Raw genomic sequence first — 22,908 nt, 5'->3', positions numbered from 1 at the left:
GGGCGCTGGGCGGGCGCGCTGCGGCGTTGCTCCTCACTTGTGTGGCTCGCCACACAAGTGAGGAGCGCCTTGCATCGCATCCCGCCCAGCGCCCCCAAAACTATTCCGGACCAAATCCTAAGTTCGCTTCGCCAGGGCGGCGAGCAGCTTCTGATGAATCCCGCCGAAGCCGCCATTGCTCATGCACAGGATGTGATCGCCGGCTTGTGCTGCGGCAACCACTCGTGCAACGAGTTGGTCGATGCTGTCGGCCACGACCGCCTGTTCCCCCATGGGCCCAAGTGCCTGCGCTGCGTCCCAGCTCAGGCCGCCGCTGTGACAAAACGCCAGGTCAGCTTCTTCGAGCGACCAGGGCAATTGCGCCTTCATTGCGCCGAGCTTCATCGTGTTGGAGCGCGGCTCGAACACGGCAAGAATTCGCTGCCTCGGCTCATCGTGAGACGTTTGCTGCGCGTCGATCTTGCGGCGCAATCCATTGACGGTAGTGCGCATGGCCGTTGGGTGATGAGCGAAGTCGTCGTAGACGCGGATGTCGCCGCCGCCGACCTGCACGACACCGCGCAATTCCATGCGGCGGCGCACGTTTTCGAATCGCGCCAGCGCTGCCGCCGCGGCTTCCGGGGCGACCCCCACGTGCTCGGCGGCGGCGATGGCGGCCAGCGCATTCATCTGGTTGTGCTCGCCGATCTGCGACCACTCGACGCGCGCGATCTTTAGGCTGCCGCGCAACACGTCGAATGCATGCGGTTCGCCGCGTGCACGCAATTCGCCCGGCGCTTCCTTGCGCGCACCGAAGCGGACCACGTCGCTCCAGCAACCCATGGCCAGTACTCGCTGCAAGGCGTCTTCGCGCGCGTTCACAATGAGCCGCCCGCTGCCCGGGACTGTGCGCACGAGGTGGTGGAATTGACGCTCGATGGACGCAAGGTTTTCGAAGATGTCTGCGTGGTCGAACTCAAGGTTGTTGAGCACAGCGGTGCGTGGGCGGTAGTGCACGAACTTGCTTCGCTTGTCGAAGAAGGCAGTGTCGTATTCGTCGGCCTCGATGACGAAGGGCGTGCGTGCAACATCCGTGTTTCCGAGCCTGGCCGACACGCCGAAGTTCAATGGCACACCACCGATGAGGAAGCCAGGATGCAGCCCGGCTTGTTCGAGGACCCAGGTCAGCATCGCCGTGGTCGTGGTCTTGCCATGCGTGCCGGCGACCGCGAGGACGTGGCGACCATTCAGCACGTGGTCGGCGAGCCACTGCGGGCCGCTGACATAGGGCAGGCCTGCATCAAGGATGGCCTCCACCAACGTGTTGCCGCGACTCACGACATTGCCGACGACATAGAGATCAGGTTGGATCGCTAACTGATCGGCCGTATAGCCATCGATCAGTTCGATGCCCAGAGAGCGCAGTTGATCGCTCATGGGCGGATAAACGTTAGCGTCGCAGCCTGTCACCTTGTGGCCAGCCTCGCGTGCCAGCGCCGCGACGCCTCCCATGAAGGTGCCGCAGATACCCAAAATGTGAATGTGCATAAGCGAAGGATTCTAGTGTCGCGTCAAGCCACAAGTGTCGGTTGATCGCGCCGCTGTCGGAGCGCAATGCAAGGCGCGCCGACGAGTCATGGCCGTCGCTATGGCGAGGAGGCGCAACGCCGCAATGCGCTTCGAGAGCAAGCGAGCAGCCGGCATTTGTGGCTTGACGCGACACTAGGAGCCGCCGGGTTGCGGCTCTGTTCAGCGCAGCACTTTGCGTGCCGACTCCACAGTTGCCGTGATGTCTTCGGCGGTGTGCGCGGAACTGACGAAGCCTGCTTCGTAGAGAGCTGGCGCGAAATACACCCCATCGTCGAGCATGCCGTGGAAAAAGCGGTTGAAGCGCTCCTTGTCGGTCGCCATCACCTGTCCGTAGTTCTGGGCCAGTGTGTCGGCGAAGAAGAAGCCGAACATGCCGCCCTGGCTGTCTCCTGTCATGGGGATGCCGGCCTCCTTGGCGACACCAAGCAGGCCGGATACGAGCGACTGGGTTCGCGCCGACAGTGCGTCGAAGAAACCGGGCTTTTGAATCTGTCGCAAGGTTTCGAGGCCGCAGGCCGTGGCCACCGGGTTGCCGGACAGCGTCCCGGCCTGGTAGACCGATCCGAGCGGCGCCAGCATCTCCATCACGGCACGCTTGGCGCCAAAGGCCGCGAGCGGCATGCCGCCGCCGATGACCTTGCCGAAGACGCTCATGTCAGGTTCGAAGCCAGGGATTTCCTTGGCGTACAGGCTCTGCGCGCCATGCAGCGCGACGCGGAACCCCGTCATCACTTCGTCGAACATCAGCAGCGTCCCGTGCCGTGTGCACAGTTCGCGCAGTCGCTTCATAAAAGGCACGCCGGCTCGCACGAAGTTCATATTGCCGGCGATGGGCTCGATCACCACGCAAGCGATGTCAGCCGCGTGCAGCTTGAAGAGTTCTTCGAGCTGTTCGAGGTTGTTGTACTCAAGCACCAGGGTGTGCTGCACTACCTCGGCGGGCACGCCAGCGGAGGTCGGGTTGCCAAAGGTCGCGAGGCCTGAGCCCGCCTTCACGAGCAGCGAATCGGCGTGGCCGTGATAGCAGCCTTCGAACTTGACGATCTTGTTGCGGCCGGTTGCCCCGCGCGCGAGGCGCAGTGCACTCATCGCCGCCTCGGTGCCCGAACTCACCAGCCGCACCATGTCCATGCTGGGCACGAGCTTCAGGATCTCCTCGGCCAACTCCACCTCGCGCTCGGTCGGTGCACCGAAGGAAAACCCCTCGACCGCGGCCTTCTGCACCGCTTCGAGCACCGCAGGATGCCCGTGCCCGAGGATCATGGGCCCCCAGGACCCGATGTAGTCGATGTAGCGTTTGCCTTCAGCGTCGAAGATGTACGGCCCCTGGGCTCGCGCGATGAATCGCGGCGTACCGCCCACCGCGCGGAAGGCACGAACGGGAGAATTCACGCCGCCTGGAATGACTTTCTGGGCGCGCTCGAAGAGCGATTCGTTGCTCATGCTTTAGTGGATGTGACGCGTCCCGGGGATGTCGTCTTCCCCCGGCCCACCTTCGGTGCCAGCTTCGCCTTCTTCATTTTCTTCACCGGGCGGGAGGGCCCAGAAGAAGCGGTCCGGAATGACGTTGCCCATGCCGGGGCGGAAGCCCGCGTCCAGGGCCTGGTCGAGGAAGGCGAGCGATTCGCCCACTGCCATGTGAAGCTCGCTGCCAGCCGCCAGCAGCGCGGCCAGTGCCGCAGACAGTGTGTCGCCGGCTCCCACGAAGCTCACCTCGAAACGCTCGAACTTCTCGCCGGTGATCGCCCCTTGTGCCGACGCCAGCACGTTGTCGAGGAATTGATCGGGCAGGGGAACGCTGGTGACCAGCACGAAGCGCGTTCCATGCTCGGAAGCAGCCCCGGCCAACTCGCGTGGCGATGCGGGCCGGTCGGCGTCCCATTCGGGCAGCAGGAAGTCAGTCAGGGTCTGGTGGCTTCCCACGAGCACCTCGGTTTGCGGCAGCACCAGCTCGCGGAAGGCGTCGAGGTAAGCCTGCTGCTCGTCCTCGTCCACCCAGGACAGGTTGGGCATGTAGGCTACCAGGGGCACGTCGGGATAGTCTGACAAAACTTCCGCCACCGCACTCACCCCCTCGGCTGAACCAAGGTAGCCCACCTTCCATGCGGCGATCGTCACGTCTTCGAGCACGCCGCGGGCTTGTTCGACGATCACTTCCGGGTCCAAGGCATGGTGATCGAACACCTCGGCGGTGTCGCGCATCACGACGGAGGTCACCACGGGCAGCGCATGCGCACCCATGGCCGCGATGGTGGCGACGTCGCCGGCAATACCGCCTGCTCCGCTCGCTTCAGTGGCATTGAAGGTCATCACGCACGCGGGCGCGGGAGCTTCGGCGAGCGCTTCGGTACCGGAGTCGGCGGCGATGGGAGTGTCTGGAGTCATGGAGGGGGTTCGTGATACGCGACTAGCAAGACGAGAATTGCGTCCGTGGTGGCCTTGAGTGAAAGTCGCGACTTCACGAAATGTGTGAGGAAAGTTGCGTAGGTGACTAAAAACCCTTGGCTTTTTGTCGTTTTGCGTCGCTACAATTCGGCACCATTGTAGTGAAGCCTGACTAACAAAGTGACTGAATCACGAACCTGGATGTGCCTAATCTGTGGATGGATTTATGACGAGGCCGCCGGGGACCCGGAGCATGGTATTGCACCTGGAACATCGTGGGGCGCCATACCGATGAACTGGACATGTCCTGAGTGCGGCGCCCGCAAGGAAGACTTCGAAATGGTTCAGATCTGACCCTTCGCCCTTGGCCCAGGTTAGGCCAGGACGAAGGCCCGAGCACTGCGCATCACCTCAGAGGAGAAATCTCGGTGAGCAATGTAAGCCCAGCGGACGCTTCGGGCGTCAAGGTGCTGGTCATCGACGACAGCAACACGATCCGCCGCAGCGCGGAAATTTTTCTGAAGCAGGGCGGCTATCAAGTGCTTCTGGCCGAGGACGGCTTCGACGCCTTGTCCAAGGTCAACGACCACGAACCGGACCTGATTTTTTGCGACATTCTGATGCCACGGCTGGACGGCTACCAGACCTGCGCCATCATCAAACGCAACACCAAATTCGCGAACACGCCGGTGATCATGCTGTCGTCGAAAGACGGCCTTTTCGACAAGGCGCGCGGCCGTATGGTGGGCTCTCAGGACTATCTGACCAAGCCCTTCACCAAGGATCAACTTTTGCAAGCTGTGGAGCAGCATCGACGTGTGGCGTGACTGATTCCACGAGTGCCCGCGCATTGCGTGCTCCGAAGGCTCAGTTAGCCCTCGCTTGCGCCCTGAACGTGTGACACTCGCGACTCGCGACGATTGAAGGACGAGAGATGGCCATTAAGAACATACTTCTGGTAGACGATTCCAAGACCGAACTGCACTTCATGTCTGACTTGCTGGGCAAGCGCGGGTACAACGTGCGTACGGCTGAAAACGCCGATGACGCCTTGCGCAAGCTAGACGAAAACAAGCCCGACCTGATCTTGATGGACGTGGTGATGCCGGGGCAGAACGGCTTTCAGCTCACTCGCGCCATCACGCGCGATCCGCGTTTTTCGAACGTTCCGGTGATCATGTGCACGAGCAAGAATCAGGAGACGGACAAGGTCTGGGGCATGCGCCAAGGTGCTCGCGACTACATCGTGAAGCCCGTCGATGCCGACGAGCTGGTCGCCAAGATCAAGGCCTTCGACTGAGTCGATGTCCTGACGCTCGAGACACACACAAGAACGATCTGCCGAAGAAGCGAACCGATTTGCGATGGCCAACAAGGAAGCATTGCGAGAACTCCAGAGCCGGCTCGCCGAGCGGCTTCAAGCCGCTCGTACACAGCAGCAAGGCAAGTCTTGGCTCGCCGTCGAATGCAGTTCACGAGGATTCCTGTTTCCGCTAAAGGAAGCCGGCGAGATCTTCGCGATGGCACCCGTCGTGCCGGTGCCGCATTCGCACATCTGGTTTTTGGGCGTGGCCAACCTGCGCGGGCACTTGCACGGCGTGGTCGATCTGGCCGGATTTTTCGGAGTCAAAGCCGTCGAGCCGCTGCGCGAACAATCTCGGCTGGTGGCCTTCAATGCCTCACTCGATCTCAACTGCGCTCTGCTGGTGGACCGCTTGTTGGGCCTGCGCAGCGAACAGCAATTGACGGCGCAGACCGATGACACGACGGGGCCCAAGCCCCCGTTTGTCGGCGCACGCTACAAGGATCAAGCCGGGCGCGTGTGGCAGGAGTTGAACCTCGCAGCGCTGGCAAATGACGAGGCGTTCTTGCGCATCGTGGGTTGATTTTCGGACGCAATTTTTTTTGGACGTGATTGCTCTTACCCGACTCTCTCCCAGGGGGAGAAGGGCGAGAAATGGGTCGCAGGGCGACTGATAGAGGATTGAGGACACTATGAGCTTCCTGAACAAGATCAAGGGCTGGGGTCAGGACCGCAACTCGGAGGCCGAGGTGACCACTCACCAGGACGCGCCGTTCGAATCTGCCTTCGACCATCGGCATGCCGACCTGCCGCTGCCGCGTGCGAGCCGCGCCGCTGCGCTCGATGCTGCGTCTTTCGAAGCAGCGGCCTCGCGCATGCGACCCGCCTTGGGGGGCGATTCGTCCATCATTACCGAGGCCGCGCCCTCCGAACTTGCCGACTTCGGCGAAACGCGTTTGCCCGGCGATGCCGCACAGGCGGAAGTCGGCAGCGGATTGCCGCTGGTCGGTCACCGCCCGGTCGCTCAGCAGCAGCGCATCCTGTTCGGCATGGTCGGCATCGGCCTGATCGGCCTTGTGGTCGTGACGGTCGCGTCTCTCATTTTCGCCCACCGCGGCGCCGACCAGGTGGGTGCGTCGGGTCAGGCATTGATGCAGTCGCAACGACTCGCGAAGTCGGTGTCCCAGGCCTTGATCGGGAGCCCCCAGGCCTTCCCGGAAGTCCGCGAATCGACCGAAGTTCTCGCCAAAAGCGTGCGCGGCCTGAACAAGGGAAGCGACACGCTGGCTGCCGCGCCGAGTGCCGTGCAGGAGGCAATAGAGCCGGTCCTGCCGCTCGTCGACCGCGCCGAAAAGAACGCCAATACCGTGATCGCGCAGCAGAAGATCCTGACGCAGGTGGGACAGGCGCTTCGCACCATCAACCGCCAGTCGTCAGACCTGTTGGAAACGGCGGAAACCATCTCCTCGCTCAAGCTGCAGCAGGAAGCCTCGCCGGCGGAGCTGTCCGCCGTGGGCCAGTTGGTGATGTTGACGCAGCGTATCGGCAAGTCGGCGAATGAATTCCTGACCATGGAAGGCGTGTCGCCGGAAGCCGTGTTCCTGCTGGGCAAGGACTTGAATTCCTTCCGCGAAATCGCCCAGGGGCTCGCCGACGGCAGCCAGGAATTGCGTCTGCCGGGCACCAAAGACCCGCAGACCAGGGAGCGTCTGGCCGCCCTGTTGAAGCAATACGAAGAGACCCGCACTCAAGCCGGCGCGATTCTCGGCAACCTGCAAGGCTTGGTGTCCGCCCGTGAAGCGCAGTCCGCGATCATTGCTGACAGCGAACCGCTGCGTAAGGGCCTCGAAGCCGTCCAGGAACGTCTGGGCAAGGAAACTGGCTTCAGCGCCCTGAGCGTGGCGGGTTTGATGCTGTTCGCACTCACCATGGCTGCTGGCGGCGCCGGGTTCCTGAGGCTGTACGTTCGAGACCAGGCCCAACGCGCTGCCCTCGCTGAACAGCAACGTCTCGAAGCCGAACGCCAAGAGCAGGAGGCCAAACGCGTGAACGACGCGAACCAGGCCGCCATTTTGCGATTGATGAACGAACTGCAGACGGTTGCTGAAGGTGACTTGACCCAACAAGCGACGGTGACGGAAGACATCACGGGCGCTATTGCCGACTCGGTTAACTACACCGTGGAAGAACTGCGAACCCTGGTGTCGCAGGTGCAAGGAACTGTGGGTCGCGTGACCGAAACGACGCAGCAGGTGGAAGCCACGTCGACCGAACTGCTTGCGGCTTCTACCGAACAGCTGCGCGAAATTCGCGACACCGGCGAGTCGGTGCTGCAGATGGCAGGCCGAATCAACGAGGTGTCCGCACAAGCGCAGGAAACGGCCCAGGTGGCGCGCCAATCGCTGGATGCTGCCGAGTCCGGTCTGCGCGCCGTGCAGAACACCATCGGCGGCATGAACTCCATCCGCGACCAGATCCAGGAAACCTCGAAGCGAATCAAGCGCCTGGGCGAATCGTCGCAGGAGATCGGTGAAATCACCGAACTGATTTCGGACATTACGGAACAAACGAACGTGCTGGCCTTGAACGCTGCCATTCAAGCAGCATCCGCAGGTGAAGCCGGTCGAGGCTTCTCGGTGGTTGCGGAAGAAGTTCAGCGACTGGCCGAACGCTCCGGCGATGCGACGCGACAGATTGCGGCGCTGGTGAAAACCATTCAGACCGACACCCAAGACGCCGTGGCCGCCATGGAGCGTTCGACGCAGGGTGTGGTGGAAGGTACCCGACTGACTGACGCGGCCGGTACCGCACTGGGCGACATCGACCGAGTCTCGCGCCAGCTGGCCGACCTGATTGCGCAGATCTCGAACCAAGCGCTCTCTGAAGCACAGTCGGCCAACGTGGTGGCCGCCAACATCCAGCACATTTTCGCGGTGACGGAGCAGACCGGTGAAGGTACCCGCTCGACCGCGCAGATGGTGCGTGAACTGTCGAAAACCGCTGAAGAACTGAAGCAGTCGGTCGCGCGATTCAAGATCGATTAATTTTCCTGAGAGGCTGAGAGCCTTTCGATCATGCCCGCTCATCACGCCAGAAGGCGGCTGCTCGTCGTTGCAAATGCTCGCCATAGCCCGCGCTATGGCTGCGCTTTGCGCCTAGATCAGACGCCTTCTGGCGCGCTGCTCGGGCGCGCTCGAAAAACTCTCAGCCTCTGAGGCCAAAGGCGCGCCGACGCTGCAAAGACAGCCGCCGCGCTTTCTGCCAACTGAACACCAAGGGGCATCGATGGAAAGCACCCGCAATACCGAAGCGACCAGCGCGACTTCAGACGACCTCAGCGCCCTGGCCTGGGTCCATGACGAGCTCCGCCGCTCGCTCGATGCCGCGCACAAAGCGCTGCGCCGCTTCGTCAAGGAAGCCGAAGCATTGAGCGGCTCAGACGTGGATGCAGTTGACCCGTCTGTATTGCGGATCGCGCGGCAGCAGATTCACCAAGGCGTGGGCGCTCTCGAGCTCATCGGACTGCCGGCGGCGGCCGCCGTCTTGCGTGCTTGTGAAGCCGCGGTGCAACGCTTCGTCGCCAAGCCCCACAAACTCAAGACCCAAGTCGTCGACGATCTCGAAAAGGCCTCCTTCGCGCTGCTCGACTACCTGTCGCGCATGCTGTCGGGCAAGGTCGTGTCGCCGCTCGCCATGTTCCCCCAGTATCGCGCCGTGCAGGAAGCCGCTGGCGCAGATCGCGTGCACCCGGCCGACCTGTGGGCCGTGGACTGGCGCTGGCGCGAAATGCCCCTCGCCGGTGATGTGACACCGCGCGAACCCGGCGCCGCCACCCGCAGTGCACTCGAGCAGCAAATGCTCGTGCTGATGCGTGGCCCATCGCCGGCAGCCGCCGCCCGCATGAGCGATCTGTGCGAAGGCCTTGCCAGCGGCAGCAAGTATCCGCACGCGGCCACCTTGTGGAAGCTGGCAGCGGCCATGTTCGAAGGCCAGGCCCAGGGCCTGCTGCAGCAAGACGTCTTCAGCAAGCGCGTTGCATCGCGGCTGCTCGCTCAACTGCGCATCGTCGAGCGCGGCGAGGAGGATGTGTCCGAGCGCCTCGCGCAAGACCTGCTGTTCTTCTGCGCGCAGGCGGCGTCTCCCGGAGACGGTCGCCATGCACCGCGCTTGGCGGCCGTGCGCCAAACTTACGGACTAGCGCACAACACACCGGTCGACTACACCGTCAGCGGCCTCGGCCGGTTCGATCCGGCGTGGATCGTCCAAGCGCGCAAGCGTGTCGGCGCCGCCAAGGAGTCGTGGTCGGCAGTGGCCGGCGGCGAAATGCACCGAATGGCCGGCTTGGCCGAGCAGTTCTCGCTCGTCGGCGATTCGCTCAGGCGCATCTTCCCGCAAGGCGAGAGCATGGCCACGGAGCTGATCCATGCCGTCGCGGTGACGCAAGCCAGCGGCACTGCGCCGAGCGCACCGCTTGCGATGGAAGTCGCCACGAGCTTGCTCTACGTGGAAGCCTCGATCGAAGACGCCGACTTCGACAATGCCGAACTGGGCCAGCGAGTTCACCGCCTTTCCGAGCGCATCGCCGCTGTTCGCGCGGGCGCCGCGCCCGAGGCACTCGAAGGCTGGATGGAGGACCTCTACCGCCGCGTGTCAGATCGCCAGACGATGGGCAGCGTGGTGCAGGAGCTTCGTGCGTCGCTGTCGGATGCCGAGAAGCTCATCGACCAGTTCTTCCGCAACCCGGCCGATCGCAACGTGCTGATCCCGGTGCCCAACCAGTTGACTGCGATGCGCGGTGTGCTGTCGGTGCTGGGCATGGACCAGGCGTCGACGGCACTCCTGCGCATGCGCGACGAGGTCGACGGCCTCATTTCGACCGAGATCGATCAGGAGCATGTTGGCCAGGCAGGGGTGTTTGAACGCCTCGCCGGCAACCTCGGCGCATTGGGCTTCCTCATCGACATGCTGAGCGTTCAGCCGCAGATGGCGAAATCGCTCTTTGTCTACGATGCCGAGACCGGCGCCCTGAACCCGGTGATGGGTCGCAGCGAGCATCGCTCAGTCACCGAACACACGGCTGCAGCTGCGGCCGCGGTCGAGCCGAGCCTGATCGAACAGGCGCAGCAACTCGCCCTCACTGCAGCACGCGATGACGTGTCCCTCGAAGACGTGTCGCGCGACCTCGAACGCCTGTCGCAGCATGCGCAGGCAGCCGACCAGCCTTCACTCGCGGCGACCGTATCGCACGCGCAGGCCGCGCTTCAACAGGCGGAAGGGGAAGGCGATGCTGTCAACATCGCAACCGTGCGCGACCAGATTTCCGAAGCGATGGTCGACTTCGTGATTACCGCGTCGGGCCCAATCGGACTCGACGAGCTTGCAGCGGTGTCGTTCCCCGTGGATGCGGCGGCGGATTCTGCTTTGGCCCCCGCTCCGGTGCCCGGTGTCACGGTCACACCGCCGGCGCCTGCGACTGTCGATCTTGCCGAAGACGACGAGATGCGCGAGATCTTCCTCGAGGAGGCTCGCGAAGTGGTCGACACGGCGAACGCTGCCTGCAACGAACTCGAAGAGATCCCTGGCGACGTCGGCTTGATGACCACGGTCCGGCGCGCGTTCCACACGCTCAAGGGCAGCTCGCGCATGGTGGGCCTGAAGCAGTTCGGCGACGCCGGCTGGGCCTGCGAACAGCTCTACAACACTCGTCTGGCCGATCAGAATCCGTCGGACGAAGGCCTGCTTGAATTCACCCGCTGGTCGCTCGGTTACCTGGGCGAGTGGATCGAAGAGATCGCCGAACGTCGCGAAGGCAACCGTGACCCGAAGTTGGTCGAGAAGGCAGCCCTGGCGATGCGCGAGCCGGGCTCGAAGATGCCGACGATGGGCCAATCTGCGCCCGTGGCGCCGGCCATCGCCGAGGTCGCTCCGGTAGAGGCAGATGCCGTCGCCGAGATGCACGGCGAGCCTGTGTTCGAGCTTCCGCAAGTCACGGAAACGATCGATCTGCTGGAAATTCCGGACGTCGACGATCAACCAATTCCGACGCCGCACGCCTTCGAACCGATGGCGCTTACTCTGCCGCCCAACCTGCCGACCGCGCAAGACCTCGAACTCGGCGCGCCGCCGGTTGCTCAGCGCGAGGCAGCAGCGCCGGTAGAACACGAGCTGTCTTTCGAGCTTGACCTGTCCAGCTTCGATGTGCCGGCGGCACCCGCAGTGGTGCCACCACAAGCCGACGAACTTGGTGTCGATACCCGCGAGCCATTGCTGTTCGATCCCTTCGAAGTGGCACAAACGGCGCCGCTGGGCTTGGGCGACACCGTCCGCTTCGAGCGCGCTGAGCCCGTGGATTCGATGGACTTCATCGACATCGACCTCGGCACGCATCTGGCGGCCAAGTCTGACGCACTCACCGAGGAACTGCAGCCCTCCGTCGACATTCCCGCCGACGAAGTCCTGAGCGAAGACTTGGTGCTGTCAGCGCATGAAGAGCCTGCCGTCGAACTCAAGCACGTCGCCGACGAGGCCGCGCCTGTCGCAAGGGAGCCCGCTGCCGACGGCGAGCAGGTCAAGATCGTCGGGCCGCTGCGCATCAGCATTCCGCTGTTCAACATCTTCCTCAACGAGGCGGACGAACTCTCCCGCCGCCTCACCACTGAAGTCGCCGAATGGGCGATGGAACTGCACCGCCCCGTGGGCGAATCGGCGATCGCGCTCGCGCATTCTCTCGCCGGCAATTCCGCCACAGTAGGCTTCTCCGATCTGTCGCAACTGTCGCGCAGTCTCGAACACGCACTGATGCGCGTCGACAAGATCGGTCAGGGGACGCACGACGAAGGCAGGCTTTTCGTCGACACATCCGAAGAGATTCGCCGTTTGCTGCATCAGTTCGCCGCCGGCTTCCTGAAGGAGCCGATCCCCGAGCTGCTCGAACGTCTCGCCGAGCATGAAGTGACGTCCGCACGCCGCCTCGACGCGGTGTCGGCCGAGATCGATGCGACGTCTGGGGACCAGTTCGAACCCGTCGCCGACTTGGCTCCTGCCCGCAACGAGCCGCAAGCCGTCGAGACGCATGACTTGGCTGAACTTGTCGAGGGCGCCGACCAGGCGGCCAACGAACCGGTGTCTGAGCTCGCGGCCAAAGCGCCGGTCGAGCCTGTCGAGTCGCAAGCGCATTCCGAGGTGTATGTCCACGCGGCCGATGAGCCGCATCACCCCCACCATGTCCCGGTTGACATCGTGATCGCCGAGGCGGAGCCCGAGCCTGCACTGCGCGCTGCCGATACGAACTTCGGCGTGCCCGACACGCACTTCGACCCATTGGAACTGGCGGAATTCAAGCCCCTCACTGAGCTGCCGGCCGAAGCCGTGCGCGCGGGAGCCCACGACGTCGAGGACGTGGACGAGGACATCGACGCGGTCGATGCGGTCGACGCCGATCTCTTCCCGATCTTCGAGGAAGAGGCGCAAGAACTGCTGCCCAAGCTCGAATCGCAACTGCGCGAATGGGCCCGCCAACCCGGCGAGACGAGCCATGCAGCAGGTTGCATGCGCACCTTGCACACGCTCAAGGGAGGCGCGCGCCTCGCAGGCGCAATGCGTCTTGGTGAAATGGCTCACCGACTCGAAACGGCCATCGAGGAACTGCTTGCGCAAGAGTCCCCCAACGGGGCTGACGTGGAAGCGCTGCACAACCGTTCGGACGCGTTGTCGCATACCTTCGAGGCCCTGCGTTCGCGCGATGCCGCGGCCTATGCCGATGCCGTTGCCACGACAGAACAGGCTGTGATCAAGACGGTGTTCGACGAGATGCCGGCTGTCGTGGAGCTTGAGCCGACCGTTGCTGCTGCGCCGGTGGCTGCGCCTGTCGTCTCCAAGGCCGAAGAGCCGGTCGCCATCGAGCCGCAGCCTGCGGCCGAAGCGCGCGCGCCGCTGACGCCGGTCACTCTGCCCGAGATCGACTGGGCGCGTTTCACCGGCCACGCGACAGCACCGAGGCAGGTGGCCGACCGTGCTGCTGCCTCTCAGTCCGCAGTGCGGGTGCGTGCACCTCTGCTCGACCGCCTTGTGAACCAGGCGGGGGAGGTGTCCATTACCCGCTCGCGTATCGAGGTGGAAGTCAACCAGATCAAGGGTTCTCTCACCGACCTGACCGACAACCTGGAGCGCCTGCGCCAGCAACTGCGCGACATCGAGCTGCAGGCCGAAACGCAGATGTCGTCGCGCCTCGAAGCGGCGAAGGCGCTGGCACAGTCCTTCGATCCGCTGGAATTCGACCGCTTCACGCGCTTCCAGGAGCTGACCCGCATGATGGCGGAGTCGGTGAACGACGTGGCCACAGTGCAGCGCACCTTGCAGCGCACGCTTGAAACGACGGAAGATGAACTGGTGGCGCAGGCCCGACTCACGCGCGACCTTCAGGACGACCTGTTGCGTACCCGCATGGTGGAGTTCGAAGGCCTGTCCGACCGCCTCTATCGCGTGGTGCGCCAGGCGGCGAAGGAGACTGGCAAGCAAGTGCGACTTGACATCGTCGGCGGCTCGATCGAAGTCGACCGCGGCGTACTGGACCGCATGACCGGCGCCTTCGAACACCTGCTGCGCAACAGCGTCACGCACGGCATCGAGTCGCCCGAGTCGCGCACGCAGGCCGGCAAGGACGCCACCGGTTCCATCGTGGTGTCGCTGACCCACGAAGGCAATGAAGTGGGCGTCGAATTCCGCGATGACGGTGCGGGCTTGAACCTGCAGCGAATCCGCGAGAAAGGCATCGCCGTCGGACTGCTTGAGGGGTCGCAAACCTACAGCGATGGCGAACTCGCGAACCTTATCTTCACGTCCGGTTTCTCGACGGCAGACAAGGTGACCGAACTTGCCGGACGCGGCGTCGGTATGGACGTGGTCCGTGCAGACGTGAGCGCGATGGGCGGACGCATCGAGACAGCGACCGCCGCGGGGCAAGGCACGAGCTTCAAACTGGTGTTGCCGCTGACGACGGCGGTGACGCAGGTGGTGATGCTTCGTGTCGGCGAGACCACGGTGGCCGTGCCGTCGACGCTGGTCGAAATCGTTCGACGCGCCAAGCCCGACGAAGTCGATCAGTCATACAACACCGGCCACTACACGGTGGGCGATCGTTCGCTGTCATTCTTCTGGCTCGGCTCGCTTCTGCAATTGAGCCCGCGCAGCACTGAAACGACTGGGCGCAGCCGCCAGATCGTCATCATCCGAAGCGCGCAGCAACGCATTGCCATTCACGTGGACGAAGTGCTGGGCAACCATGAAGTGGTCGTGAAGAACCTTGGGCCGCAGCTGTCGCGGATGCCGGGCCTTGTGGGCATGACGCTGCTGGCCTCCGGTGCCGTCGCGCTGATCTACAACCCGGTGGCATTGGCCACGCTGTATGGGCCGCAAGCCCGTGCCGCGACACTCGCGTCGCTGCATGCACCGACGCCCGAAATGGCACAGCCGGTGGTCGTTCAGTCGGCCCGTCCGGTTGCTCCGTTGGTGCTGGTGGTCGACGATTCGCTCACGGTGCGCCGCGTGACCCAGCGCCTGCTGGTTCGCGAAGGCTACCGTGTCACGCTGGCCAAGGACGGTCTGGATGCGCTGGAGCGCCTGGCGGAAGAAAAGCCGCACATGGTGCTGTCGGACATCGAGATGCCGCGCATGGACGGTTTCGACCTGGTGCGAAACATCCGCGGCGATGCCCGCCTGCGCGACCTGCCAGTGATCATGATCACCTCGCGCATTGCGCAGAAGCACCGAGACTACGCCGCCGAACTCGGTGTCGATCATTACCTCGGAAAACCGTACTCGGAAGAAGACCTGTTGGCCTTGATTGGACGCTACACCGCCAATACGCCAGCGGCGGTCTGACTCGTACCGTATGGAATCCCGGGATCGGTCCTTTCCGAAGGCGCCCCCCGGGATTTCATGCAAGGCTACGAACCCCGGCCTTTCACCACGGCGTATCGCGCCAGTGTCTTTGCCCTCGCTTCATGGTGGTTCACGATCGGCCTCGGGTAGTTCTCTCCCAGCTTGATCTCCGCCGCTGCCAACTCCAGCGGCGATGCGAGCCAGGGGGCATGGATTCGCGCGTCCGGCAGCGCGGCCAACTGCGGCAGATAGCGCCGAATGAACTTGCCGTGGGGGTCGAACTTCTCACTCTGGCTCACTGGGTTGAAAATACGGAAGTAGGGCTGCGCGTCGCAACCCGTCGATGCGGCCCACTGCCAACCGCCGTTGTTCGATGCGAGATCGAAGTCGATCAAATGATCAGCAAAGTAAGCCTCGCCCCGCCGCCAGTCGATGCCGAGGTCCTTCACGAGAAAGCTCGCTGTCACCATGCGCAAACGGTTGTGCATGTAACCCGTCTGGTTGATTTGCGCCATGGCCGCGTCCACAAGCGGATAACCAGTGCGACCCTCACACCACGCGGCGAAGAGCGCGTCGGCGTGCTTGCCGTGCTCCCAGCGGATCGCATCGTATTCGGGCTTGAAAGACGCGCCAACCACGTTCGGATGGTGATGCAACACCTGGTGATAGAAGTCGCGCCAGATCAACTCCGACAGCCACATGGCTGCGCCCTTTGATCCCGCCTGTGCACGCTCCAGGGCCTCGCGCGCCAAGTGCCGGACGGACACCGTGCCAAAGCGTAGATGGGCCGAGAGATAGCTCGGCCCCTTGATCGCAGGGAAGTCGCGCGCCTCTTCGTAGTCATCGATTCGTGCAAGGAAGTCGTCCAGCAGGACCTGCGCACCCGACATTCCCACCGGCAACTTCAATGAGTGCAGATTGGTAGGTTCAAACCCCATGCTCGCCAGCGAAGGTACGCGCCCCGTATTCCTCCTCGTATCCCCTTCCCAATCCTCAGGCCAGGTCGCCAGCGCGTCTCCATGCCTTTGCACCGGATAGGCCTTCAGATAGAACTCGTCCACCTTCTTCAGCCAGGCCGTCTTGTACGGCGTGAACACGCTGAACGACGACCCGCCCCCGGTCATCACCTCGTTGCGCTCGAACACCACATGATCTTTGCTGGTGTGAAACGAAATTCCCGCATCGGCAAGTGTCCCTCGCACTTTCGCGTCGCGCTCCAGGGCCGTAGGATCGTCGTCATGATTTGCGAACACCGCGTGAACGCGCAAGGCTTTTGCGAGCCGTGGAATTTCTTCCCGTGCCACCGCGTGCCGCACGATCAGTCCACCACTCCCGCCGTTTGGGCAGCGCGTCAGCGCTTGCAACTGCGTGTCCAACTCGGCCAAGCTGTCGACAATGAACTCGAGCCGCCGGTCCGCTTTCAAGCCGCGCGCGACCAGGGGATCGAGAATCTCGCGGTCCAGAACAAAGGCGCAATAAACCCGGCGGGCCGACTTCAGCCCGTGGTATAGCGCCGCATGATCGAACGTGCGCAAGTCGCGGCGAAACCAGACGAGTCCGGAGTCCAGGGGCTTTTCCATTTCCGGGGAGTCTGCCGCAGGAATAAAATGCACGCATGTCGTCCGGCGCAATCAACCTCACCAATCATTTCCTGATTGCCATGCCTGGTCTGGCTGGCGATACGTTCGCGGGCACTGTCATCTACCTGTGCGAGCACACAGAGAATGGCGCACTCGGCCTGGTCATCAACAAGCCCATCGACATCAAACTCAGGAACCTCTTCGAAAAAGTCGAGCTCACGCTGGATCGCGACGATCTTGCCGAAGCGCCGGTGTATTTTGGCGGCCCGGTTCAAACCGAGCGCGGCTTCGTCCTCCACGAGCGACTGGGCGACGACGGCGGCCACTACAACTCTTCGCTGAAAATTCCCGGCGGCCTGGAGATGACGACCAGCAAGGACGTCCTCGAAGCACTGTCCAACGGTGCCGGCCCGAAGAAGGTGCTCGTGACGCTGGGCTATAGCGGCTGGGGTGCGGGGCAGCTCGAGGACGAGATGCAGCGCAATAGCTGGATCAACGTCAGCGCAGCCCCTGAAATCATCTTCGACACACCGGTCGAGCAGCGTTATGACAAGGCGCTTTCCCTGCTCGGGATCGACGCACGCATGCTGTCGCAGGAGGCGGGGCACGCATGAGCGCATCGTCGCGCCCTACGCCCCCCACCGTCCACCGTTCATTTCTTGCTTTTGACTACGGCACCAAGCGTGTCGGCGTCGCCTCGGGCAACACGGTCACGTGCACTGCGCAACCGCTGCGAACCATTGCAGCCGAGGGCACGGCACGTTTTGAAGCAATCGGCAAACTCATCGCCGAGTGGAAACCCGATGCCCTGGTGGTGGGTGTCCCATTCCATCCCGACGGCGCGCCGCACGAGAATACCGAACGCGCCAAGCGCTTCGCCCGACAATTGCACGGCCGCTTCCATCTGACGGTGCATGAGGTGGACGAGCGTTACACCACGACGCAGGCGCAGGCGTCAGGCGCAGCGGACGTGGACGCAGCGTCAGCCGCCATCATCCTTGAACAATTCTTGAGAGATCTGCGATGAGTACCCTACATCTGGACGCAGAAGCGCTGTACCGCGACTTGGTCGGTGGCGTGCGTGGCCTGCTGCAACCCAATGCCGTACTCGTGGGCATCTGGTCCGGTGGAGCTTGGCTGGCCGAGCGATTGCAGCAAGACCTGAAGCTCGACGGCGAACCCGGCGTCATCTCCAGCGCTTTGCACCGTGACGATTTCGACAAGCGCGGCATGAGCGCGGGTTCCGGCCAGACGCGACTGCCATTCGAGATCGAGGGCCGCCACGTCGTGCTCATCGACGACGTGCTCTACACCGGCCGCACCACGCGCGCCGTCATCAACGAACTCTTCGACTTCGGACGCCCTGCGAGCGTCACGCTCGCCGTGCTCGTCGACCGTGGCGGCCGCGAACTGCCGATTCATCCGGCTTACTCGGCGGCGCGCATCAAGCTTCCGGCCGAATGCCGACTCTCCCTCGCGCGCGGCGATGCCGGGCGCTTCAGCTTCAACATCAAGGAAGGCGAGTGATGCTTTCGCGCCGCAACCCTCAGCTCAACAAGAACGGCGAGCTCATTCACTTGCTATCGATCGAAGGACTGCCGCGCGCGGTACTTCACCAGATTCTCGACACCGCAGGCACCTTCCTGAGTGTGAACGAACGTGAGGTGAAGAAAGTGCCGCTGCTGCGCGGCAAAAGCGTGTTCAACCTCTTCTTCGAGAACAGCACGAGAACACGCACGACCTTCGAGATCGCGGCCACGCGATTGAGTGCGGACGTGATCAACCTCGACATTGCACGTTCATCCACTGCCAAGGGCGAAAGTCTGCTCGACACCATAGCAAACCTTTCCGCAATGCAAGCCGACATGTTCGTGGTGCGTCACGGCGAGAGTGGTGCGCCCTACCTCATCGCGCAGCATTGCGCGCCCCATGTGCACGTCGTGAACGCAGGCGACGGGCGGCATGCCCACCCGACGCAGGGCCTGCTCGACATGTACACGATCAAGAACTACAAGCAGGACTTCACCAATCTCACGGTCGCGATCGTGGGCGACATCGTTCACTCGCGTGTCGCGCGCTCAGACATCCACGCGCTCACGACACTGGGCGTGCCCGAGGTGCGCGCCGTCGGGCCAAAGACGCTGGTGCCGGGCGACCTGAAGGACATGGGTGTGCGCGTGTGCCACGACATGGCCGAGGGTATCCGCGGTGCAGATGTGATCATCATGCTGCGCCTGCAGAACGAACGCATGAGCGGCGCGATGCTGCCGAGCGCCGGCGAGTTCTTCAAGAACTACGGCCTCACGCAAGAGAAGCTCGCGCTCGCCAAGCCCGACGCCATCGTGATGCACCCGGGGCCGATCAACCGCGGCGTGGAAATCGATTCGTCGGTGGCCGACGGCAGGCAGAGCGTGATCCTGCCGCAGGTCACTTTCGGCATCGCGGTGCGCATGGCGGTGATGTCGACCATCGCCGGAAACAACGCTTGAGGACCCTTCGACCTGTGCCATGCGAGACACCGGCGCGGGTATGCATTAACAGGCCCTAGGGCAATCGGACAACAGGAATGAAGATCCTCATCAAGAACGGCCGCGTCATCGATCCGGCCTCGGGCCGCGATGAAACCGCGGACATCGCGATCGCGGCCGGGCGCATTGTGTCGATCGGGCAGGTCAGTCCCGACTTTCATGCGAGTCGGAAGATCGACGCGACTGGCCTCGTCGTTGCGCCAGGCTTCGTCGATCTCGCCGTGCGATTGCGGGAACCGGGTCATGAGCACGAAGGCATGCTCGAAAGCGAGATGGCTGCGGCTGTCGCCGGCGGCGTGACAAGTCTTGTCTGCCTGCCCGACACCGACCCGGTGCTCGACGAGCCCGGTCTTGTCGAGATGCTCAAGTTCCGCGCGCGCAATTTGAACCAGGTCCATGTTTATCCGCTGGGCGCCCTGACCCGCAAGCTCGAAGGCGAAGTGCTGACCGAGATGGCTGAACTGACCGAAGCCGGCTGCGTCGGCTTCTCGCAGGCCGAAGTGCCGATCAACGACACGCTCGTCATGCATCGTGCGCTGCAATATGCGGCGACCTTCGGCTACACGACTTGGCTCAGGCCGCAAGACGGATTTCTCGGGAACGGTGTCGCCGCCAAGGGAGCGCTTGCCACGCGCATGGGCCTGTCGGGCGTGCCCGTGATCGCCGAGACCATTGCACTCAACACCATCTTCGAACTCGTTCGCGACACGCAAGCGCGGGTGCATTTGTGCCGCCTGAGCAGCGCTGCCGGAATCGAACTCGTGCGTCGCGCCAAGGCCGAGGGCCTGCCGATCACCTGCGACGTGAGTGTGAACCACCTGCATCTCACGGACGTGGACATCGGCTACTTCAACGCTGCCATGCGCCTCACACCGCCGTTGCGCCAGCAGCGTGATCGCGATGCCATTCGCGCCGGCCTGGCCGATGGCACCATCGATGCGCTTGTCAGCGACCACACGCCTGTCGATGAGGACATGAAGGCGCTGCCCTTCGCCGAGGCCGAGCCCGGTGCAACCGCGTTGGAACTTTTGCTGAGCCTCGCGTTGCAGTGGGGTGAAGAATGCGGTCTGCCGATTGCCCAGACGCTCTCGAAGATCACGAGCGCTCCAGTGCGAGTGCTCGGCGAATCGCTGGGTTCGCTGGCGTCGAGCGCCGGCAAGCTCGTGCAGGGCGGCGTGGCCGACCTTTGCATCTTCGCGCCCGACGAACGCTGGGCCGTGCAACCCGGCGCACTCAAGAGCCAGGGCAAGCACACGCCCTTCGCGGGTTATGAACTCTCGGGCAAGGTGAAGTGCACGGTGGTGTCAGGACATGTAGCGCACGAGGCGTTCTGAGACTTCTCATCGCCGGGTGGCGCATTGCAAGCGCGGTGTCGCACCTGCTGCATGGCGCCCTGATCTGCGCCTTTGTCTTTCCGTTCATCACGGCCGAGCAACAGCGCCAGCGTGTGGGCTGGTGGTCGGCAAGCATGCTTCGGCGCATGGGCATTGCACTGCACAGCGAGGGTGTGCCCCGCGGCACGGCGACGCTCTTGGTGGCCAATCACATCTCCTGGCTGGACATCCTCGCCATCAATGCGGTGTATCCGTCGCGTTTTGTCTCGAAATCAGACGTTCGACGCTGGCCGCTCATCGGCTGGCTGGTGGCTTGCGGTGGCACGCTCTTCATCGAGCGTGAACGCAAGCGTGATGCGCTGCGGGTCGTGCATCAGGTGGCGGCCGCGTTGAAAGAGGGGCAGACCATCGCCGTCTTTCCCGAAGGCACGACGAGCGAGGGGCATGGCCTCCTGCCTTTCCACGCCAACCTGCTGCAGGCCGCGGTGTCCACGGGCACACCGATCCAGGCGGTCGCGCTGCGCTTTTCAGACTCTCGCGATGCGGTGAGCCGGGCCGCGGCTTATGTCGGCGAAACGCACCTCGTGCGATCAGTCTGGTCGGTGGTCACGGCGTCGCAGATGTGCGCTCAACTGAAATGGCTTCCACCTGTGCCAAGCGAAGGAGTCGACCGCCGCGAGCTGTCCGAAACGCTGCGGAATCAGCTACTTCTGGCCTTGAACGTGAAAGATTGGCGCTCCGCGGATTCACGAGGCAAATATGGGAGTGACGTGTGAAACGCGGAAGGTGAGCGGCGCGCTTTCGCGCCTCTCAGGCCTTGCCCTGATTCGCTACCGCCGCCGCTGCCTTGGCCGCCGCTTCCGCATCTCCCAGGTAGTAGCTCTTGATCGGCTTCAGATCCGCATCCAGTTCATACACGAGAGGAATGCCGTTCGGAATGTTGAGCCCGACGATGTCGTTGTCCGAGATATTGTCGAGGTACTTGACCAGCGCGCGGATGCTGTTGCCGTGAGCTGAGATCAGGACACGTTTGCCGCTCTTGATGGCCGGCGCCAATTCCTTGTTCCAGTAGGGCAGCACGCGGGCCACGGTGTCCTTCAGGCATTCGGTCAGCGGAATTTCCTTTGGATCGAGCTTGGCGTAGCGGATGTCCTTGCGTTCGCTGCGCGGGTCGTTCGAATCCAATGCAGGCGGCGGTACGTCGTAGCTGCGACGCCAGATCAGCACCTGCTCGTCGCCGTACTGCTTGGCCGTCTCAGCCTTGTTCAGGCCCTGCAGGGCGCCGTAGTGGCGTTCGTTGAGGCGCCAGGAATTCACTATCGGCAGCCAGGTGCGGTCCATCTGATCCAGCGCGTGCCATAGCGTCCAGATGGCGCGCTTGAGCACCGAGGTGTAGGTGATGTCGAAGTCGTATCCGTCAGCTTTCAAGAGACGCCCAGCCTGCTTGGCCTGCTCGACGCCTGTGGGTGTCAAATCCACATCAGTCCAGCCGGTGAAGCGGTTTTCGAGATTCCAGGTGGATTCGCCGTGGCGGATGAGGACGAGCTTGTACATGGTGGGCTTGGCGGGCGGTGAAAAGGATTTGAGGCGCGCGAATTCTATAATCCGCGGCTTTGCGCCACGCGCATCACCTGCCTCGGGCCCGCCTTTGAAGTTCCTCATCGACAACTGGTTTCTCGTCGCCGCTGCCCTGATTTCAGGCGGCATGCTCCTCTGGCCCATGCTTCAGCGGGGCGTGGGCGGCGGCATCAGCACGGTCGATGCCGTGATGCTCGTCAATCGTGAGAAGGGCGTGCTCATCGACGTGAGCGAGCCCGCAGAATATGCCGCTGGCCATGCGGGTGGGGCGCGCAACGTGCCCCTGTCCAAGCTCGAAAGCGCCCCCGGTGATCTGCCCAAGAACAAGGCCTTGCCGCTGGTGGTGTTGTGCGCCACTGGTGCACGCTCGGCCAAGGCCGTCGCTATCCTGAAGAAACTTGGATACGACAACGCACGCGCACTCAACGGCGGCTTGCGAGCTTGGCGCGAAGCGAACCTGCCGGTCGAAAAATCCGCATGAATGTTCGCGCCCCGTGTCGCTGCTCCTCTCCCCCAGGGGTAATGGCGGCTTGAGGTGGCTCGGCGCCGGTTGCGCCCCCACGTCGCTGCGCTCCTGCCCCCAAGGGGGCGCTTCAGCCACTTGAGGCAGCTCTGCGCTGGCTGAGAGGCTGAGAGTATTTCGATCATGCCCGCTCATCACGCCAAAAGCCCCCTGCTCGTCGTTGCAAATGCTCGCCATAGCCCGCTATGGCTGCGCTTTGCGCCTAGATCAGGTGCCTTTTGGCGTGCTG

Annotated in this window: 18 protein-coding genes; 13 read left to right on the top strand and 5 right to left on the bottom strand. The window is 63.3% G+C overall.

The window, feature by feature from the left end:
• Window positions 1–117: 117 nt before the first annotated feature.
• The 3 genes from mpl to thiD form a co-directional block, all read right to left on the bottom strand.
• Entirely contained in the window at window positions 118–1,527 is a 1,410-nt protein-coding gene (gene mpl, locus AC30NL_RS11440) for a UDP-N-acetylmuramate:L-alanyl-gamma-D-glutamyl-meso-diaminopimelate ligase (protein WP_489464123.1), read from the bottom strand.
• A 201-nt stretch (window positions 1,528–1,728) separates the two neighbouring features.
• Window positions 1,729–3,012, bottom strand: a complete 1,284-nt coding sequence (gene hemL / locus AC30NL_RS11435) for a glutamate-1-semialdehyde 2,1-aminomutase (protein ID WP_489464122.1) — start codon at window positions 3,010–3,012, stop codon at window positions 1,729–1,731.
• 3 nt (window positions 3,013–3,015) lie between these two features.
• Window positions 3,016–3,954, bottom strand: coding sequence for a bifunctional hydroxymethylpyrimidine kinase/phosphomethylpyrimidine kinase (gene thiD, locus AC30NL_RS11430; protein ID WP_489464121.1), 939 nt, complete (start codon window positions 3,952–3,954; stop codon window positions 3,016–3,018).
• Window positions 3,955–4,155: 201 nt separating this feature from the next.
• Between thiD and AC30NL_RS11425 the strand changes: the two genes are divergently transcribed.
• The 6 genes from AC30NL_RS11425 (at window position 4,156) to AC30NL_RS11400 (ending at window position 15,136) form a co-directional block, all read left to right on the top strand.
• Window positions 4,156–4,308 (top strand): rubredoxin, encoded by a 153-nt coding sequence (locus AC30NL_RS11425; protein WP_489464120.1) that lies wholly within the window; start codon window positions 4,156–4,158, stop codon window positions 4,306–4,308.
• A gap of 74 nt (window positions 4,309–4,382) precedes the next feature.
• The gene (locus tag AC30NL_RS11420; RefSeq protein WP_489464119.1) at window positions 4,383–4,781 is read left to right on the top strand and encodes a response regulator; all 399 of its coding nucleotides are present in this window, start codon (window positions 4,383–4,385) and stop codon (window positions 4,779–4,781) included.
• Window positions 4,782–4,888: 107 nt separating this feature from the next.
• Window positions 4,889–5,254, top strand: a complete 366-nt coding sequence (locus AC30NL_RS11415; RefSeq protein WP_489464118.1) for a response regulator transcription factor — start codon at window positions 4,889–4,891, stop codon at window positions 5,252–5,254.
• A 64-nt stretch (window positions 5,255–5,318) separates the two neighbouring features.
• Window positions 5,319–5,840 (top strand): chemotaxis protein CheW, encoded by a 522-nt coding sequence (locus tag AC30NL_RS11410; protein ID WP_489464117.1) that lies wholly within the window; start codon window positions 5,319–5,321, stop codon window positions 5,838–5,840.
• Between the two features lie 109 nt (window positions 5,841–5,949).
• Window positions 5,950–8,301, top strand: a complete 2,352-nt coding sequence (locus AC30NL_RS11405; RefSeq protein WP_489464116.1) for a methyl-accepting chemotaxis protein — start codon at window positions 5,950–5,952, stop codon at window positions 8,299–8,301.
• 241 nt (window positions 8,302–8,542) lie between these two features.
• Entirely contained in the window at window positions 8,543–15,136 is a 6,594-nt protein-coding gene (locus tag AC30NL_RS11400) for a hybrid sensor histidine kinase/response regulator (protein WP_489464115.1), read from the top strand.
• A 65-nt stretch (window positions 15,137–15,201) separates the two neighbouring features.
• On the opposite strand, the gene AC30NL_RS11395 is transcribed toward AC30NL_RS11400, so the two are convergent.
• Complete coding sequence (locus AC30NL_RS11395) at window positions 15,202–16,716, bottom strand: cryptochrome/photolyase family protein (RefSeq protein WP_489464114.1); 1,515 nt, start codon at window positions 16,714–16,716, stop codon at window positions 15,202–15,204.
• Between the two features lie 35 nt (window positions 16,717–16,751).
• Between AC30NL_RS11395 and AC30NL_RS11390 the strand changes: the two genes are divergently transcribed.
• The 6 genes from AC30NL_RS11390 to AC30NL_RS11365 all read left to right on the top strand — a co-directional run bounded on the left by AC30NL_RS11390 (window position 16,752) and on the right by AC30NL_RS11365 (window position 21,354).
• Window positions 16,752–17,330, top strand: coding sequence for a YqgE/AlgH family protein (locus AC30NL_RS11390; RefSeq protein ID WP_489464113.1), 579 nt, complete (start codon window positions 16,752–16,754; stop codon window positions 17,328–17,330).
• Window positions 17,327–17,743, top strand: a complete 417-nt coding sequence (gene ruvX, locus AC30NL_RS11385; protein ID WP_489464112.1) for a Holliday junction resolvase RuvX — start codon at window positions 17,327–17,329, stop codon at window positions 17,741–17,743. Before AC30NL_RS11390 ends, ruvX begins: the two co-directional genes overlap by 4 nt.
• Window positions 17,740–18,243, top strand: coding sequence for a bifunctional pyr operon transcriptional regulator/uracil phosphoribosyltransferase PyrR (pyrR, locus tag AC30NL_RS11380; protein WP_489464111.1), 504 nt, complete (start codon window positions 17,740–17,742; stop codon window positions 18,241–18,243). Before ruvX ends, pyrR begins: the two co-directional genes overlap by 4 nt.
• Window positions 18,243–19,205 (top strand): aspartate carbamoyltransferase catalytic subunit, encoded by a 963-nt coding sequence (locus AC30NL_RS11375; protein WP_489464110.1) that lies wholly within the window; start codon window positions 18,243–18,245, stop codon window positions 19,203–19,205. The genes pyrR and AC30NL_RS11375 overlap by 1 nt, the downstream gene beginning before the upstream one ends.
• A gap of 77 nt (window positions 19,206–19,282) precedes the next feature.
• The gene (locus AC30NL_RS11370; protein WP_489464109.1) at window positions 19,283–20,578 is read left to right on the top strand and encodes a dihydroorotase; all 1,296 of its coding nucleotides are present in this window, start codon (window positions 19,283–19,285) and stop codon (window positions 20,576–20,578) included.
• 35 nt (window positions 20,579–20,613) lie between these two features.
• Window positions 20,614–21,354 (top strand): lysophospholipid acyltransferase family protein, encoded by a 741-nt coding sequence (locus AC30NL_RS11365; RefSeq protein ID WP_489464108.1) that lies wholly within the window; start codon window positions 20,614–20,616, stop codon window positions 21,352–21,354.
• 34 nt (window positions 21,355–21,388) lie between these two features.
• Here the strand turns inward: AC30NL_RS11365 and gpmA are convergent, their stop codons facing one another.
• Window positions 21,389–22,132 carry a 2,3-diphosphoglycerate-dependent phosphoglycerate mutase gene (gpmA, locus tag AC30NL_RS11360; protein WP_489464107.1) on the bottom strand — a complete coding sequence of 248 codons (744 nt, stop codon included), beginning with the start codon at window positions 22,130–22,132 and terminating at the stop codon, window positions 21,389–21,391.
• Window positions 22,133–22,226: 94 nt separating this feature from the next.
• Between gpmA and AC30NL_RS11355 the strand changes: the two genes are divergently transcribed.
• Window positions 22,227–22,637 carry a rhodanese-like domain-containing protein gene (locus AC30NL_RS11355; RefSeq protein WP_489464106.1) on the top strand — a complete coding sequence of 137 codons (411 nt, stop codon included), beginning with the start codon at window positions 22,227–22,229 and terminating at the stop codon, window positions 22,635–22,637.
• Window positions 22,638–22,908 lie beyond the last annotated feature (271 nt).

Origin of the sequence: Rhizobacter sp., assembly GCA_021153565.1 — a bacterium.
In the GTDB taxonomy this organism is placed as follows: Bacteria; Pseudomonadota; Gammaproteobacteria; order Burkholderiales; family Burkholderiaceae_C; genus Albitalea.
This window is presented reverse-complemented; position numbering and strand designations above follow the sequence as displayed.

What these genes read in the sequence shown, in the direction of transcription:
- AC30NL_RS11370 (WP_489464109.1), top strand. Translation starts at nt 19,283, where the DNA reads ATGAAGATCCTCATCAAGAACGGCCGCGTCATCGATCCGGCCTCGGGC.
- AC30NL_RS11425 (WP_489464120.1), top strand. Translation starts at nt 4,156, where the DNA reads ATGTGCCTAATCTGTGGATGGATTTATGACGAGGCCGCCGGGGACCCG.
- AC30NL_RS11400 (WP_489464115.1), top strand. Translation starts at nt 8,543, where the DNA reads ATGGAAAGCACCCGCAATACCGAAGCGACCAGCGCGACTTCAGACGAC.
- AC30NL_RS11405 (WP_489464116.1), top strand. Translation starts at nt 5,950, where the DNA reads ATGAGCTTCCTGAACAAGATCAAGGGCTGGGGTCAGGACCGCAACTCG.
- hemL (WP_489464122.1), bottom strand. Translation starts at nt 3,012, where the DNA reads ATGAGCAACGAATCGCTCTTCGAGCGCGCCCAGAAAGTCATTCCAGGC.
- AC30NL_RS11410 (WP_489464117.1), top strand. Translation starts at nt 5,319, where the DNA reads ATGGCCAACAAGGAAGCATTGCGAGAACTCCAGAGCCGGCTCGCCGAG.
- AC30NL_RS11390 (WP_489464113.1), top strand. Translation starts at nt 16,752, where the DNA reads ATGTCGTCCGGCGCAATCAACCTCACCAATCATTTCCTGATTGCCATG.
- AC30NL_RS11415 (WP_489464118.1), top strand. Translation starts at nt 4,889, where the DNA reads ATGGCCATTAAGAACATACTTCTGGTAGACGATTCCAAGACCGAACTG.
- mpl (WP_489464123.1), bottom strand. Translation starts at nt 1,527, where the DNA reads ATGCACATTCACATTTTGGGTATCTGCGGCACCTTCATGGGAGGCGTC.
- AC30NL_RS11375 (WP_489464110.1), top strand. Translation starts at nt 18,243, where the DNA reads ATGCTTTCGCGCCGCAACCCTCAGCTCAACAAGAACGGCGAGCTCATT.
- AC30NL_RS11395 (WP_489464114.1), bottom strand. Translation starts at nt 16,716, where the DNA reads ATGGAAAAGCCCCTGGACTCCGGACTCGTCTGGTTTCGCCGCGACTTG.
- thiD (WP_489464121.1), bottom strand. Translation starts at nt 3,954, where the DNA reads ATGACTCCAGACACTCCCATCGCCGCCGACTCCGGTACCGAAGCGCTC.
- gpmA (WP_489464107.1), bottom strand. Translation starts at nt 22,132, where the DNA reads ATGTACAAGCTCGTCCTCATCCGCCACGGCGAATCCACCTGGAATCTC.
- pyrR (WP_489464111.1), top strand. Translation starts at nt 17,740, where the DNA reads ATGAGTACCCTACATCTGGACGCAGAAGCGCTGTACCGCGACTTGGTC.
- ruvX (WP_489464112.1), top strand. Translation starts at nt 17,327, where the DNA reads ATGAGCGCATCGTCGCGCCCTACGCCCCCCACCGTCCACCGTTCATTT.